Origin of the sequence: Acidiphilium iwatense, from assembly GCF_021556475.1 — a bacterium.
In the GTDB taxonomy this organism is placed as follows: Bacteria; Pseudomonadota; Alphaproteobacteria; order Acetobacterales; family Acetobacteraceae; genus Acidiphilium; species Acidiphilium iwatense.
Genome location: NZ_JAKGBZ010000006.1, coordinates 1 through 13,956, shown reverse-complemented (window position 1 = coordinate 13,956; position 13,956 = coordinate 1). Strand labels below are relative to the sequence as shown.

9 protein-coding genes and 1 pseudogene are annotated in these 13,956 nt (G+C 64.7%); 4 read left to right on the top strand and 6 right to left on the bottom strand.

The genetic code is table 11. The annotated features are described in order from the left end of the window. Positions 1-14 precede the first annotated feature (14 nt). Positions 15-1,601 (bottom strand): cisplatin damage response ATP-dependent DNA ligase, encoded by a 1,587-nt coding sequence (locus L2A60_RS04510; RefSeq protein ID WP_235703179.1) that lies wholly within the window; start codon positions 1,599-1,601, stop codon positions 15-17. Next, complete coding sequence (locus L2A60_RS04505; RefSeq protein ID WP_235703178.1) at positions 1,598-2,614, bottom strand: ligase-associated DNA damage response exonuclease; 1,017 nt, start codon at positions 2,612-2,614, stop codon at positions 1,598-1,600. Before L2A60_RS04505 ends, L2A60_RS04510 begins: the two co-directional genes overlap by 4 nt. Before the next feature lie 55 nt (positions 2,615-2,669). Here L2A60_RS04505 and L2A60_RS04500 point away from each other — a divergent pair, with 55 nt between their 5' ends. Genes L2A60_RS04500 through L2A60_RS04485 form a run of 4 tightly spaced genes read left to right on the top strand, consistent with a single transcriptional unit; the run spans position 2,670 to position 7,948 of the window. Continuing rightward, positions 2,670-5,120 (top strand): ligase-associated DNA damage response DEXH box helicase, encoded by a 2,451-nt coding sequence (locus tag L2A60_RS04500; RefSeq protein WP_235703177.1) that lies wholly within the window; start codon positions 2,670-2,672, stop codon positions 5,118-5,120. A 28-nt stretch (positions 5,121-5,148) separates the two neighbouring features. Next, positions 5,149-5,817 carry a ligase-associated DNA damage response endonuclease PdeM gene (pdeM, locus tag L2A60_RS04495; protein ID WP_235703176.1) on the top strand — a complete coding sequence of 223 codons (669 nt, stop codon included), beginning with the start codon at positions 5,149-5,151 and terminating at the stop codon, positions 5,815-5,817. After that, positions 5,817-7,229, top strand: a complete 1,413-nt coding sequence (locus L2A60_RS04490) for a cryptochrome/photolyase family protein (protein ID WP_235703175.1) — start codon at positions 5,817-5,819, stop codon at positions 7,227-7,229. The genes pdeM and L2A60_RS04490 overlap by 1 nt, the downstream gene beginning before the upstream one ends. Beyond that, a complete protein-coding gene (locus L2A60_RS04485; RefSeq protein ID WP_235703174.1) occupies positions 7,226-7,948 on the top strand; it encodes a metallophosphoesterase in 723 nt (240 codons plus the stop codon). The genes L2A60_RS04490 and L2A60_RS04485 overlap by 4 nt, the downstream gene beginning before the upstream one ends. Positions 7,949-7,951: 3 nt before the next feature. Here L2A60_RS04485 and lpdA read toward each other — a convergent pair whose 3' ends face one another. The 4 genes and pseudogenes from lpdA to L2A60_RS04465 all read right to left on the bottom strand — a co-directional run. Next, positions 7,952-9,343 (bottom strand): dihydrolipoyl dehydrogenase, encoded by a 1,392-nt coding sequence (lpdA, locus tag L2A60_RS04480; protein WP_235703173.1) that lies wholly within the window; start codon positions 9,341-9,343, stop codon positions 7,952-7,954. Positions 9,344-9,353: 10 nt separating this feature from the next. After that, the gene (gene odhB, locus L2A60_RS04475; protein ID WP_235703172.1) at positions 9,354-10,628 is read right to left on the bottom strand and encodes a 2-oxoglutarate dehydrogenase complex dihydrolipoyllysine-residue succinyltransferase; all 1,275 of its coding nucleotides are present in this window, start codon (positions 10,626-10,628) and stop codon (positions 9,354-9,356) included. A gap of 24 nt (positions 10,629-10,652) precedes the next feature. Further along, complete coding sequence (locus tag L2A60_RS04470) at positions 10,653-13,508, bottom strand: 2-oxoglutarate dehydrogenase E1 component (protein ID WP_235703171.1); 2,856 nt, start codon at positions 13,506-13,508, stop codon at positions 10,653-10,655. 306 nt (positions 13,509-13,814) lie between these two features. After that, positions 13,815-13,956 (bottom strand): annotated as a pseudogene (locus tag L2A60_RS04465) (succinate--CoA ligase subunit alpha); the annotation flags it as partial.

Genomic DNA, 13,956 nt, shown 5'->3' with positions numbered 1-13,956 from the left:
GGGGTATTACCTCCTTACCTTTGCTTTTCCGCCGTTTCCCCTACCAGTCGCACCGCGGTCGCCAGCGTATCCGCCTCCGCCGCCGGTTTGTCGGGGCGCAGCCGCAAAATCCGTGGAAAACGAAGGGCAATTCCCGATTTGTGCCGGCTGGATCGCTGCGCGGAATCGAACCCCACCTCGAACACAATTTTTTGCTCCACCTCTCGCACCGGCCCATAGGTCGCAACCGTATGCGCCCGTATCCACCGGTCCAGCACTAACAGCTCCGCATCCGTATATCCTGAATATGCCTTGCCGATCGGCACCAGCGTTCCTTCCTCGGTCCAGACTCCGAACGTGTAATCCGAATAGAAGGACGAACGCTTGCCGTGGCCGCGCTGTGCATACATCAGCACGCAATCGAGGCTGAGCGGATCGCGCTTCCACTTCCACCACGGCCCCTTCGGCCGGCCCGCGAGATACGGCGAATCGCCGCGCTTGAGCATCAGCCCCTCGATGCCCGAATCCCGCGCCCCGGCGCGGAGCGCCATCAGTTCCGCCTCACCCGCGAACGCAATCTGCGGCGACAGATCCATTCGTGCCGGCCTTACTCGCGCGAACCAATCCTCCAGCCGCGCGCGCCGCGCATCGAACGGCAGCGCCCGCAAATCCTCGGGGCCGTCGAACAGAATATCGTAAAGCCGCACCGCGACCGGATAATCCGCGCGCAATTTCGCGGCCACCGACTTCCGGTTCAGCCGCTGCTGCAAATCGGCGAACGGCGCCACCACCCCGTCGCGGATCACCAGCAACTCGCCGTCGAGCACGGCATGAAAATCCGTCGCCGCGAGGATTTCAGGAAAAGCCGCCGAAATATCGTCGGCTCCGCGCGAATAGAGCCGCTTTCCGGCCGGTGTGGCGACCAGTTGCACCCTTATGCCGTCCCATTTCCACTCAGCCCGATACGCGCCCCAATCCAGCGAAGCCCGATCCGCATCCTCGATCGGGTGCGCGAGCATCGGCGGGCGGAACACCGGCTTCCGCCCCGGCTCAGGCCGTGATGCGCGACCCTCCAGCCAGTCGAATAACGGCCCATAGGGCGGCTCAAGCCCGTGCCACACCTCCTCGATCGCACCGACCTCCACACCGAACCGCTCCGCCAGCGCCAGCTTGGCAAGCCGCAGCGACGCCCCGACCCGCAATCCGCCGGTCATCAGCTTGATCAGCGCGATCCGGGTCGAAACATCGCTGGCATCCAGCCACCCGGCTATGATTCCTGGAATCTCCCCTTTCGGCACCCCGCGCAGCACCGCGACCACCTCCGGCAATTCAGGCGGTGCCAAAACCTGTGCGCGCGGCCAGATCAGCGCGATCGTTTCCGCCAGATCCCCGACATAATCATAGGACATCACGAACAATTCTGGATCGGATCGCGCCTCCGCCAATCCGCGCAGCACCGCCGGCTTGGCTCCCGGAAAATCGAGCTTGCCGGCGATCGCCGCAAGCGCGAAACCGCGCTCGGGGTCAGGCCGATGCGCGAAATAATCGGCCAGGAGCAGAATCTTCGCGTTGCGCCCCTGGGTATAGATCAGCCGCTCCAGCAAATCGGCGAACGGCTTCAAGATTCTTCCTCATCGTCGTAACCGATCAGGCTGAGCGCCCGGCCGCGCCGCCCCATCAGGCCAAGCTGGCGGATCAGCGCGCTCTCCGCGCCATGCGTCACCCAGATTTCCGGCGCCTGCACATCCTCGACCGTCGCCAGCAACTCGTCCCAATCCGCATGGTCGGAAATGATCAGCGGCAATTCCACCCCGCTCGCCTTGGCGCGCTGGCGCACCCGCATCCAACCCGAGGCGAACGCCACCACCGGGTCATCCAGCCGCCGCGCCCAGCGATCCGCCACTGCGGAGGGCGGCGCCAGCACGATCGCTCCCGTCAGCGCATCCTTGTCCGCCATCGTCGCCGGCTGCAAATCTCCAAGCCGCACGCCGAGCGCCTCATAAAGCTCGCAAAGTTTTACCAATGCCCCGTGCAGATAAATCGGCGCGCCATACCCAGCCTCCCGCAGCAGCGCGATCAGCCGCTGGCACTTGCCCAGCCCGTAGCAGCCGACCAGATGTGGCCGGTCCGGGAAAATCTCCTTCGAATGCAGCAACTTGCTGATCTCTTTCGAGGTTTCGGGATGACGGAACACCGGCAGTCCGAACGTTGCCTCGGTCACGAACACATCGCAAATCACCGGCACGAACGGCGCACAGGTCGGGTCCGCCCGGCGCTTGTAGTCGCCCGAAACCACTGCGCGGCTGCCCCGATACTCCATCACCACCTGGCAGGACCCCAGCACATGCCCCGCCGGCACCAGCTTCACGCCGACCTCGCCGATCCGCAAAACCTCCCCGATCGCCGCCGCTTGCTGGGTCGCCCCCGCTCTGTCATCGCCCATCCGGGCGCGCATGATCGCGAGCGTTTCGGCACTGGCCAGCACATGGGCGTGCCCCGGCCTCGCGTGATCCGAATGGCCATGGGTGATCACCGCTCGCTCGACGGCACGCACCGGGTCGATGAAAAAATCGCCCGGAATGCAATAGAGCCCTTCGGGGCGCGGCTGCAGCCAGGTTTCAGGGTGCGGCGTCATCGCCGAAACATGGCTTCCGATTGCGCAAACCGCCAGCCCCCCTCATTCTGCCCGCGTGCCCGACAGCTCGAACGCCCTGCCTCCAGCCTTCGCCGCCTGGTTCGGTGCGAAGAACTGGTCGCCCCGCGCCCACCAGCTTGCCGTCCTGAATGCCGTCCGCGCCGGCGACGACGTTCTGCTGATCGCCCCCACCGGCGGCGGCAAGACGCTGGCCGGATTTCTGCCCAGCCTGATCGCCCTGGGCAACGACCCCACGCCCCGGCTGCACACGCTCTATGTCAGCCCACTGAAGGCACTGGCGACCGATATCGCGCGCAACTTGACCGCCCCGATCACCGAGATGGGCCTGCCGGTCCGCGTCGAGACCCGCACCGGCGACACCCCGGCCAATCGCCGCGCCCGGCAACGCATCGACCCGCCGCATCTGCTGCTCACCACGCCCGAAAGTCTCGCGTTGCTTCTCTCCCTGCCGGACGCGAAGAAAAATTTTGCCGAGCTTCGGATGATCGTTCTCGACGAAATCCACGCCCTCGCCGGTACCAAACGGGGTGACCAACTCGCCCTCGGCCTCGCGCGCCTCACCAGACTCGCCCCTGACGCCCGCCGCATCGGCCTGTCCGCCACGATCGCCCATCCCGAAGCGATGCGCGCGTGGCTCTCACCCGGCGGCCATGATCGCGCGACCCGCATGATCACCGGCGAACCCGGCACCGCTCCCGAGGTGGCCATGCTGATCGCCCCCGGCGATCTACCCTGGTCCGGCCATATGGGGCTGATGGCGGCGGAAGCGATCCTGCGCCGCATCGCCAGTGCCGGCATGACCATCGTTTTCGTCAACACCCGCGCCCAGGCCGAGTTGATGTTCGAGGCGCTGTGGCGGCACAACGCCGAAACCCTACCGATTGCCCTGCATCACGGCAGCCTCGACATCGCGCAGCGCCGCAAGGTCGAGGCCGCGATGGCGTCCGGCCGGCTGCGCGCCGTGGTCGCGACCTCCTCGCTCGATCTCGGCATCGACTGGGCCGGGGTCGATCAGGTGATCCAGGTCGGTGCGCCGAAAGGCATTTCCCGCCTGATGCAGCGGCTCGGCCGCGCCAATCACCGGATGGACGAAGCCTCGCGCGCTTTGCTGGTTCCCGCCAACCGCTTCGAGGTGCTGGAATGCGAAGCCGCGATCGAGGGCGTCGCCGCCGGCGCGCTGGACGGCGATCCACCCCGTCCCGGCGCGCTCGACGTTCTGGCCCAGCACATTCTCGGCTGCGCCTGCGCCGCCCCGTTCAAACCCGATGATCTGTTCGCCGAAATCCGCGCCGCGGCACCCTACGCCGATCTCCCCCGCAAGGATTTCGACGACGTGCTGCGCTTTGTCGAGGACGGCGGCTACGCGCTTTCGGTGTATGAGCGCTACCGCAAACTGTTCCGCGACGCCGACGGCAACATCCATGTCCGCAACGCCCGCATCCAGCGGCAATTCCGCATGAATATCGGCACCATCGTCGAGGCGCCGACGCTGAAGGTCCGCCTCGGCGGCCGGCGCGGCTTCGGCGGCATCACGCTCGGCGAGATCGAGGAATATTTCGTCTCGATGCTCTCCCCAGGCGACACCTTCCTGTTCGCCGGGCGACGCCTGCGCTTCCTCGGCATCCGCGAAACCACCGTCATGGCGGCCGACGGCGGCGAGGGCGACCCGAAAATCCCCGCCTATGAAGGTGGGCGGATGCCGTTGACGACCAACCTCGCCGATCGCGTCCGCGCGATCCTGCACAGCCCCGAAACCTGGCATCGCTTCCCCGAGCCGGTGCGCGAATGGCTCGAACTCCAGGCCACACGCTCCAGCCTGCCCGCGCCCGACGACCTCCTGGTCGAAACCTTCCCGCGCGGCGGGCGGTGGTATCTGGTCGCCTATTGCTTCGAGGGGCGGCAGGCGCATCAGGCGCTCGGCATGTTGCTCACCCGCCGGCTGGAGCGGTTCGGCGACCAGCCACTCGGCTTCGTCGCCACCGATTACGTGCTCGGCTGTTGGTGCGCCCGTGAGCCCCGGAACATCCCCCGCCTGTTCGAGGAGGACATGCTTGGCGACGACCTGGAAGCCTGGATGGCCGAGAGTTCCATGCTCAAGCGCAGTTTTCGGAATGTCGCGGTGATCGCCGGGCTGATCGAACGGATGCATCCGGGCGGCGAGCGCAGCCGTAGACAGGTCACGGTCAACACCGATCTGATCTACGATGTCCTGCGCAAACACGAACCCGACCATATTCTGCTGCGAGCGACCCGCGCCGACGCCGCGCATGGCCTGGTCGATCTCGCGCGCATCGCCGGAATGCTCGCCCGCGCGCGGGGGCGCATCCACCATCGCAGGCTTGGCCGCGTCTCGCCACTGGCCGTTCCCGTCCTGCTGGAGGTCGGCCGCGAGCAGGTGCACGGCGGCGGCGGCGAAGACGCGTTGCTGGAAGAAGCCGAAGCCCTCATCGCCGAGGCCATGGGCGATGCCGGCGCCATGGCGTGAACCCGCCCGATATGGAATTGACGGCTGCATGATCGCCGCCCCAATCCATCGCGCAAGCGAGCGCTTCCTGCTCGATCCTTCCGGCGCCGTGGTCTGGCCGGCAAGCCGAACCATCATCGTCGCCGACCTGCATCTTGAAAAAGCCTCGTCCCTCGCCACGCGCGGATCGTTGCTGCCGCCCTATGACAGCCGGACGACGCTCGACCGGCTTACCCTTCTGCTGAGCCGCTACGCACCCGAACGGGTGATTGCGCTCGGGGATTCATTTCACGACCCGCTCGGCCTGGCGCGCATGGCCCCGGACGACGCCGGCCGCCTCGCGCGCCTTGAATCGGAACAAAAATTCATCTGGATCGCGGGCAATCACGACCCTGCCGAGTCCGCCATGATCGAGCTGCGCGAGAAAAATTTCACCTTCCGCCACGAAGCATCGCGACTCGCACCCGGCGAAATCGAATTTTCAGGACATTTCCACCCGAAGGCACGAATCGCGACGCGGGGTGCCGCAATTGCGCGGCCCTGTTTCGTGGCGGATGCGCATCGCATCCTGCTGCCTGCCTTCGGCGCCTATGCCGGCGGGCTCGATGTGACCTCGCCTCCTATCCGCGCACTGTTTCCGCGTGGCGGCCAAGTCTTCCTGCTAAGCCGGGACCGGATCTACACCTTTCCGCTCGCCCATGCGGCGAAGGCGAGCTGATGGCGAAGGCGCTGCTCTGGCTTCGGAACGATCTCCGCCTCGCCGACAATCCCGCCCTCGCGGCCGCGCTCGACGAAGGGGAGGTGGTGCCGCTTTACGTACTCGATCCGGTGGCGAAATTGGGCGGCGCCTCGCTCTGGTGGCTGCATCATTCGCTGGCGTCGCTGCGGGACGATATCGCCGGGCGTGGCGGCCATCTAGTAGTGCGGCGGGGCGATGCGACGAAGATCGTCCCAGCGCTGGCACGGAAGATCGGGGCGGTTTCGGTGCATGCCGGCCAGGCGCATGAGCCCTGGCTGCGCGAAAGCGACCGCGCGGCAGCGGAAGCGCTGGCGCGCCTCGATATCCCGTTTCACCGTCAGCGTTCGGCCCTGTTGCTGTCGCCGGAGCATATCGCGAGCCGGTCCGGCGACCCGTACCGTGTCTATACCCCGTTCTCCCGCGCCGCCTTCGATGCCGTCCATCCGCGCTCGCCGATCGCCCCGCCGGATCGCCTGGCGGGGGGTGGGCGCGTCGAGAGCGAGCGGCTGGAGGATTGGGGGCTGCTGCCAACCCAGCCCGACTGGGCCGACGGCTTGCGCGGGGCCTGGACACCCGGCGAAGCCGGCGCTTGGGCGCGGCTGGGTGATTTCCTGGAGGACGATCTCGCCGCCTATGCGCGCGAGCGCGACCGGCCGGACCGCTCCGGCACCTCGCGCCTATCACCGCATCTGCATTGGGGTGAGATTTCGATCGACGCGGTCTGGCGCGAGGCGTCGGCGGCGAAACCCGATGGCAGCGGCAAACAGACTTATCTGAAGGAACTGCTCTGGCGGGAATTCGCCGGCTACCTGCTCTGGCACAACCCGAAGCTGGCGGTCGAGCCGCTGCGGGCGGAATACGCTTCATTCCCCTGGCGCCGCGCGCCGGCGGAATTGCGCGCCTGGCAGCACGGGCGAACCGGCATCCCGATCGTCGATGCCGGAATGCGCCAGCTCTGGCAGACCGGCTGGATGCACAACCGGATGCGGATGGTCACCGCCTCCTTCCTGGTCAAGCACCTGCTGATCCCCTGGCAGGAGGGCGCTGCCTGGTTCTGGGATTGCCTGGTCGATGCCGATGCCGCCAACAACGCCGCCTCCTGGCAATGGGTGGCCGGATGCGGCACCGACGCGGCACCGTATTTCCGTGTGTTCAACCCGGTGCTGCAAGGCTGGAAATTCGACCCGGACGGCGCCTATGTCCGCGAATTCATGCCCGAACTCGCGCAACTGCCGGACAAGTTCATCCAGAACCCCTGGGAAGCGCCGGAAGACGTTCTGCGCGAGGCCGGGGTGACGCTCGGCAAGACCTATCCGCGCCCGATCGTCGACCTTAAGAGCGGCCGCAACCGCGCGCTGGCTGCATTCAAGGAAATCGGGGGCAAGGGATGATCCCGCACGGCGTTCCGCTCCGCATCGTCGGCGACGTTCATGGCGATTCGCACGGTTTTGCCGCCGCCGTCGCAACCGACCGATTCATCGTCCAGCTCGGCGATCTGGTCGATGACGGGATGGACACGCCGGGCGTTTTGCACATCATGTTTCGTCTGATCGATGAAGGCCGCGGGATTTTTCTCCTCGGCAATCACGATTTCAAGCTGGCGCGCGCGTTGCGAGGCGATGCGGTGCAGCGCGGACCGGCGCTCGCGACAACCTTGACGTCACTTGATACGGCAACGGCAAGCCGCGCCCTTCACGAAATTACCCGCGCCCCGGCCTGGATCGCGACGGCGAAAGCGATGTTCGTCCATGGCGGCTTCCATCCGGCGATGCTGACGAGCCAGCCGCCGCCCTTCCCCGCCGGGCGGCCCGGCAAACTGCTCGCCCGCGCGCTCTACGGCCAGACGACCGGACGCACGACCGGCGCCGGCAAACCCGAGCGTCTGCTCGCTTGGATCGAGACCATCCCTTCAGGAATGACCGTCTATTGCGGCCACGACCAGCGCAGCACCAACGGCAGGCCGTTCACCCTCAACAATCCAGCAGGCGGGAGCGCGATCTTTCTCGACACCGGCGCCGGCAAGGGTGGTCATCTGTCGTGGATCGATATCAGTCTTCGGTCGCCGGTCGTTAGTCTTCGGGACGCAAGATCAGATTCTTCCGACGACTAACGATTAGATATGAATCGCGCGGCCCTCCACCGCGAGCGCCGCTTCCTTCACCGCCTCGTTCAGGCTCGGATGCGCGTGGCTGGTGCGCGCCACATCCTCGGCCGAAGCGCCGAATTCGATCGCCAATACCAGTTCGGCGATGATCGTGCCGGCATCCGGCCCGATGATATGGGCGCCAAGCAGTTTGTCAGTCTTCTTGTCCGAGAGCAGTTTCACGAATCCGTCGGTGTCGCCCATCGCACGGGCGCGGCCGTTGGCGGTGAACGGGAATTTGCCAACCTTGTATTCCACGCGTTCGGCTTTCAAATCTTCCTCGGTCTTGCCGACCGACGCGACCTCGGGCCACGTATAGACCACGCCGGGGATCGCGCCGTAATTCACATGACCCGCCTGCCCGGCAAGGATTTCGGCGAGAGCGACGCCTTCTTCCTCGGCCTTGTGCGCAAGCATCGGCCCGTCGATCACGTCGCCGATCGCGTAGATGCCTTTGACGTTGGTTGAGAAATGACCATCGGTCTTGACCCTGCCGCGCTCATCCATCGCCACACCGACCACGTCGAGACCAAGCCCTTCGGTAAGGGCGCGTCGCCCGATCGCGACCAGCACGGCATCGGCTTCCAGCGTTTCCGCCGCACCACCCTTGGCCGGTTCCAGCGTCAGCGAAACGCCGGACTTGGTCTTCTTCGCTTCGGTCACCTTGGTGCCGAGTTTGAACTTCATGCCCAGCTTGGCAAGAATCCTCTGGAACGCCGTTGCGATCTCGCCATCCATCGTCGGCACAAGCCGGTCGAGGAACTCCACCACCGTCACCTCGGCACCGAGCCGCCGCCAGACACTGCCAAGTTCGAGGCCGATATAACCCCCGCCGATCACCACCAGATGCTTCGGCACCGATTCCAGCGCAATCGCGCCGGTCGATGTCACGATCGTCTTCTCGTCGATCTCGACGCCGGGAAGCGGCATACTTTCGCTTCCCGTCGCGATAACGATGTGTTTTGCCTGATACTCCTTGCCATCGACCGTGACGGTATCGGCAGATTTGAAGGAAGCCGAACCCTTGATCCAGGTGACTTTGTTCTTGCGGAACAAGAATTCGACGCCCTTCACATTCGCGGTCACCACATCGGTTTTGTGACCCATCATACGCGCCAGATCGAACGACGCTTCCTTCGCCATCACCCCGTGCTGCGCGAAGCCATGCAGCAGCGCGTGATAGTTTTCCGAGGATTGCAGCAGCGCCTTCGATGGAATGCACCCGACATTGAGGCAGGTGCCACCGAGCGTCGCGCGCTTTTCCACGCAGGCGACCTTCATGCCGAGTTGCGCCGCACGGATCGCGCAGACATAGCCGCCCGGACCGCCGCCGATGACGATGACGTCGAATTGTTCGCTCATGGACGGCTCCTCAGATCTCGAGCATCAGGCGACGCGGATCTTCGATGTTCTCCTTCACGCGCACCAGGAACGAGACCGCTTCGCGCCCGTCGATGATCCGATGATCGTAGGAGACCGCAAGATACATCATCGGCCGAATCTCGATCTTGCCGGCGATCGCCATCGGCCGGTCCTGGATCTTGTGCATCCCGAGGATCGCCGATTGCGGCGGGTTGAGGATCGGCGTGGACATCAGCGAACCGAATACGCCTCCATTGGTGATCGAGAACGTGCCGCCGGAAAGTTCGTCCAGCTTCAACGCGCCGTCGCGCGCCCGCTTGCCGAAATCGCCGATCGCCGCTTCGATCTCTGGAAAGCTCATCCGGTCGGCGTCGCGCAGCACGGGAACCACCAGCCCGTTCGGGCTGCTGACCGCGATGCCCATATTGACAAAATTCCGATAGACGATGTCGTCGCCATCGATCTCCGCGTTGACTGCCGGGAATTCGCGCAGGGCGGCGACGCAGGCCTTCACGAAGAAGCTCATGAAGCCGAGACGCACGCCCTTATGCTTCTTCTCGAACGCGTCCTTGTATTCGCTGCGCAGTGTCATCACCGCACTCATATCCACCTCGTTGAAGGTGGTGAGCATCGCCGCGTTATTCTGCGCTTCCTTGAGGCGCGTGGCGATGGTGCGGCGCAGCCGGGTCATCTTCACCCGCTCCTCGCGAGGATCCTCGGCGCGCGGTGCCTTCGCCGCGGCTGGCGCGGGCTTCTCGGCCGGCTTTTCGAGAAACGCGATCACGTCGCCCTTGGTGATGCGGCCATCCTTGCCCGATCCATCGCCCACCTGCCCGGCGGCAATTTTTTGTTCGGTCATCATCTTCTGTGCCGCCGGCAGCGGCGCGTGATCGCCGCGCGAGACCGGACCGGACGGCGGCGGTGGAGGGTTCACCCCGCTCGGCGGGTTGGCGCCTGGCTTCGCGGCGTCGGTCTTCGCATCAGCCTTTGCGTCCTGTCTCGGCTCCGCTTTTGTCTCGGTTTTCGCCGGCGCCCCGGCTTTGCCATTGCCCGCACCGATGGTTCCGAGCAGCGCGCCGACTTCGACCTCGGCCCCCTCATCGGCCGCGATCGCTTCGATCGTGCCGGATTCAGGGGCATTGACCTCTACCGTGACTTTGTCGGTCTCCAACTCGACGACCGGCTCGTCGCGCTCGACCCGCTCTCCTGCCTTCTTCATCCAGCGCGCGACGGTCGCCGTCGTCACGCTTTCGCCCAGAGTCGGAACCTTGATTTCGGTGGACATCGTGTCGCCTTTCCTGTCAGCCTATCAAACGCCGAGCGCTTCCTTGACCAGTGCCGCCTGCTCGGCGGCATGGGTTTTGGCGAGTCCGGTCGCCGGGCTCGCCGCTGGCTTGCGGCCGACATAAACGGGCCGGGAGGCCGTCATCGCCGAACCCATGCAACCCAGAACGTGCTCGATCCGGCGATCGACGAACTGCCAGCCGCCCATATTCTCCGGCTCTTCCTGGCACCACACGATCTCGGCCTTGCTATACATCTCGATCGCGGATTTGAGGGCCTTTTTCGGGAACGGAAAGAACTGTTCGAGCCGCACGATGGCAACGTCGGTCATCGCGCGATCGCGCCGCTCGGCGAGCAGATCGTAATAGACCTTGCCCGAGCAGATCACCACGCGCCTGACCTGCTCGCTCGGGCCGATCGGGTCGATTTCGGGGATCACCGTGCGGAACGTGGAACCGTTGCTCATCTCGTCGAGCGTAGAGACCGCGAGCTTGTGCCGGAGCAGCGATTTCGGCGTCATGATGACCAGCGGTTTGCGGAAATTCCGCTTGAGCTGGCGGCGCAGCGCATGAAAATAATTGGCGGGCGTGGTGATGTTGCACACCGTCATGTTGTTCTCGGCACAGAGCTGCAGATACCGCTCGAGCCGCGCCGAGGAATGCTCCGGTCCCTGTCCCTCATAACCATGCGGCAGAAGCAGCGTGAGGCCCGACATGCGCAGCCACTTGCTCTCGCCGGCGGCGATGAACTGATCGATGATTACCTGCGCGCCATTGGCGAAATCGCCGAACTGGCCTTCCCACAAAACCAGCGTGCGCGGATCGGCGACCGAGTAGCCGTATTCGAAGCCGAGCACGCCGGCTTCCGACAGCAGCGAGTTGAAAATCTCGATCTTCGCCTGATTGTCGCGAATATTGTTGAGCGGTACATATTCGTGCTGGTTAGTCTGATCGACCAGCACGGCATGCCGCTGACTGAACGTGCCGCGCTGACAATCCTCGCCGGACAGCCGGACCCGGTGGCCTTCGAGAAGCAGCGAGCCGAAGGCCAGGGCCTCGCCGGTTGCCCAGTCGATCCCCTCGCCGCTCTCGATCATCTCGCGTTTGGCGTCGAGCTGGCGGGCGATTTTCGGATTGATATCGAAATCATCCGGCGAACGCGACAAGGCGGCACCGATCTCGCGCAGTTCGTCGAGCCCGATCGCGGTCGGTTCCTCGGTTTCACCATCCTCATCGCGCGACGAATTCAGTCCCGCCCAATGGCCTTCCAGCCAATCCGCCTTGTTCGGCTTATAACCGCCCGCCGCCTTGTAGGCGTCTTCGAGGGTCGCGACGAAATCCTGATACATCGCGTCGGATTCGGCATTCGTCAGCGCACCCTCGGCGACGAGGCGCTCGGCATAGAGCGTGCGGGTCGTCTTGCGCGCCCGGATCGCCTGATACATCAGCGGCTGGGTGAAGGCCGGCTCGTCGGTCTCGTTATGGCCGTGCCGGCGATAGCAAACCAGATCGATCACCACATCGACGGCGAATTGCATACGGAACTCGGTGGCGAGCCGCGCCACGAACACGACGGCTTCGGGATCGTCGGCATTGACATGCAGAATCGGCGACTGCACCGATTTCGCGACATCGGTGCAATAGAGCCCCGAATAGGCATGGGCCGGCACCGTGGTAAACCCGATCTGGTTGTTCACCACGATATGGATCGTTCCGCCGGTGCGATAGCCGATGAGCTGGCTCATCGCGAGCGTCTCGTAAACCAGGCCCTGGCCGGCAAACGCCGCGTCGCCATGCATCAGGATGGCCATGACGGAGCGGCGGCTGCGCGTGTCGCTCGCCATATCCTGGCGCGCGCGCACCTTGCCGACCACCACCGGATCGACCGCTTCGAGATGCGACGGGTTGGGCTGCAGCGACAGGTGCACCTGATTCCCGTCGATCGACAGATCGGTCGAGGTGCCGAGGTGATACTTCACGTCACCCGAACCCTGAACCGCATCCGGCTTGAAGCTCTCGCCACCAAATTCGGAAAACAGCGCGGTGAACGGTTTCTTGACGATATTCGCCAAGGTGTTCAGCCGGCCGCGATGCGGCATCCCGATCGCGATTTCCCCCACCCCGTCGCGCGCCGCCGTCTCGATGATTTCATGCAGCGCCGGGATGGTGCTTTCGCCGCCTTCCAGGCCGAACCGCTTGGTACCGACATAGCGGCGCTGGCAGAACACCTCGAACCCTTCGGCTTCGGTCAGGTGCTGAAGCACCTCGCGTTTCTGCTCCTTCGAAAACGAGTCGCGCCAGGGCGCACCCTCGATGCGGCGCTGCATCCAGGCTTTCTGCTCGGGGTCCTGGATATGCATGAACTCGACGCCGATCTTGCCGCAGTAGCTCTCGCGCAAAATCGCGATGATCTCGCGCAGTGTCGCCGTCTCGCGGCCGAGCACCTTGTCGATGAAGATCGGCCGGTTCAGATCGGCATCGGTGAAGCCATAGGTTTTCGGGTCGAGTTCCGGGTGATGACCGACCCGTTTGAGACCAAGCGGATCGAGATCGGCTTCGAGATGGCCGCGCACGCGATAAGCGCGGATCAGCATCAGCGCACGGATCGAATCGATCGTCGCCTTGCGGCTGTCGGCGGAGTCGATCGGCGCCGGTTGCGGCACACCAATCTCCGCCGGGGCGAATGCGGTTGGGCGCGGTGCCCAGGAAGCGCCCAGCGCATCGGTCAGCACCGCCTTCGTCTCGTCGCCCAGCGTCGCGAACAGGGATGCGAAATCGGGGTCAACGCTGTCGGGCGCGGTCACCCATTTCGCATACAGATTGGCGATGAAAGCGGCGTTGCCGCCATTCATCGCCGTCGCCAGAATATCCACACCAGCCATGTCAGAAATCCTCCGGCCGCACGAGGCCACCTGATCGTCTGCCCGGAAGTGCCCGGTCGAGTGTTAAAATCGATGCGAGAGACATAGTGCAATCACCTAAGCAATTGCACCGTATCGGCACCGGGCTGGAATGCTCATCTTGCATGAACATCCATCCCGTCAGTGCCCGGCCCGATACGACCACTGTTTCAACTCGCTGCGCTAGAGCAATATGGCTTTAAGCGGAATCGCGAAGCGATCCGCAAAGCCATGAAATTGCTCGCTCAAACAAAAACTAGAGCGTGATCGACTGTAAGTCATCACGCTCTAGGCGCGCAGCGCCTTCACCATGGTTGATCCGAGGGATGCTGGGCTGTCGGCGACATGGATTCCGGCGGATTTCATCGCCTCGATTTTCGCCTGGGCGGTGTCGCGCCCGCCGGAAATCACCGCCCCGGCATGGCCCATC

Coding starts and splice junctions, on each gene's coding strand:
- pdeM (WP_235703176.1), top strand. CDS start 5,149: ATGATCGCCGCCCCAATCCATCGCGCAAGCGAGCGCTTCCTGCTCGAT.
- L2A60_RS04470 (WP_235703171.1), bottom strand. CDS start 13,508: ATGGCTGGTGTGGATATTCTGGCGACGGCGATGAATGGCGGCAACGCC.
- L2A60_RS04485 (WP_235703174.1), top strand. CDS start 7,226: ATGATCCCGCACGGCGTTCCGCTCCGCATCGTCGGCGACGTTCATGGC.
- lpdA (WP_235703173.1), bottom strand. CDS start 9,343: ATGAGCGAACAATTCGACGTCATCGTCATCGGCGGCGGTCCGGGCGGC.
- L2A60_RS04505 (WP_235703178.1), bottom strand. CDS start 2,614: ATGACGCCGCACCCTGAAACCTGGCTGCAGCCGCGCCCCGAAGGGCTC.
- L2A60_RS04490 (WP_235703175.1), top strand. CDS start 5,817: ATGGCGAAGGCGCTGCTCTGGCTTCGGAACGATCTCCGCCTCGCCGAC.
- odhB (WP_235703172.1), bottom strand. CDS start 10,628: ATGTCCACCGAAATCAAGGTTCCGACTCTGGGCGAAAGCGTGACGACG.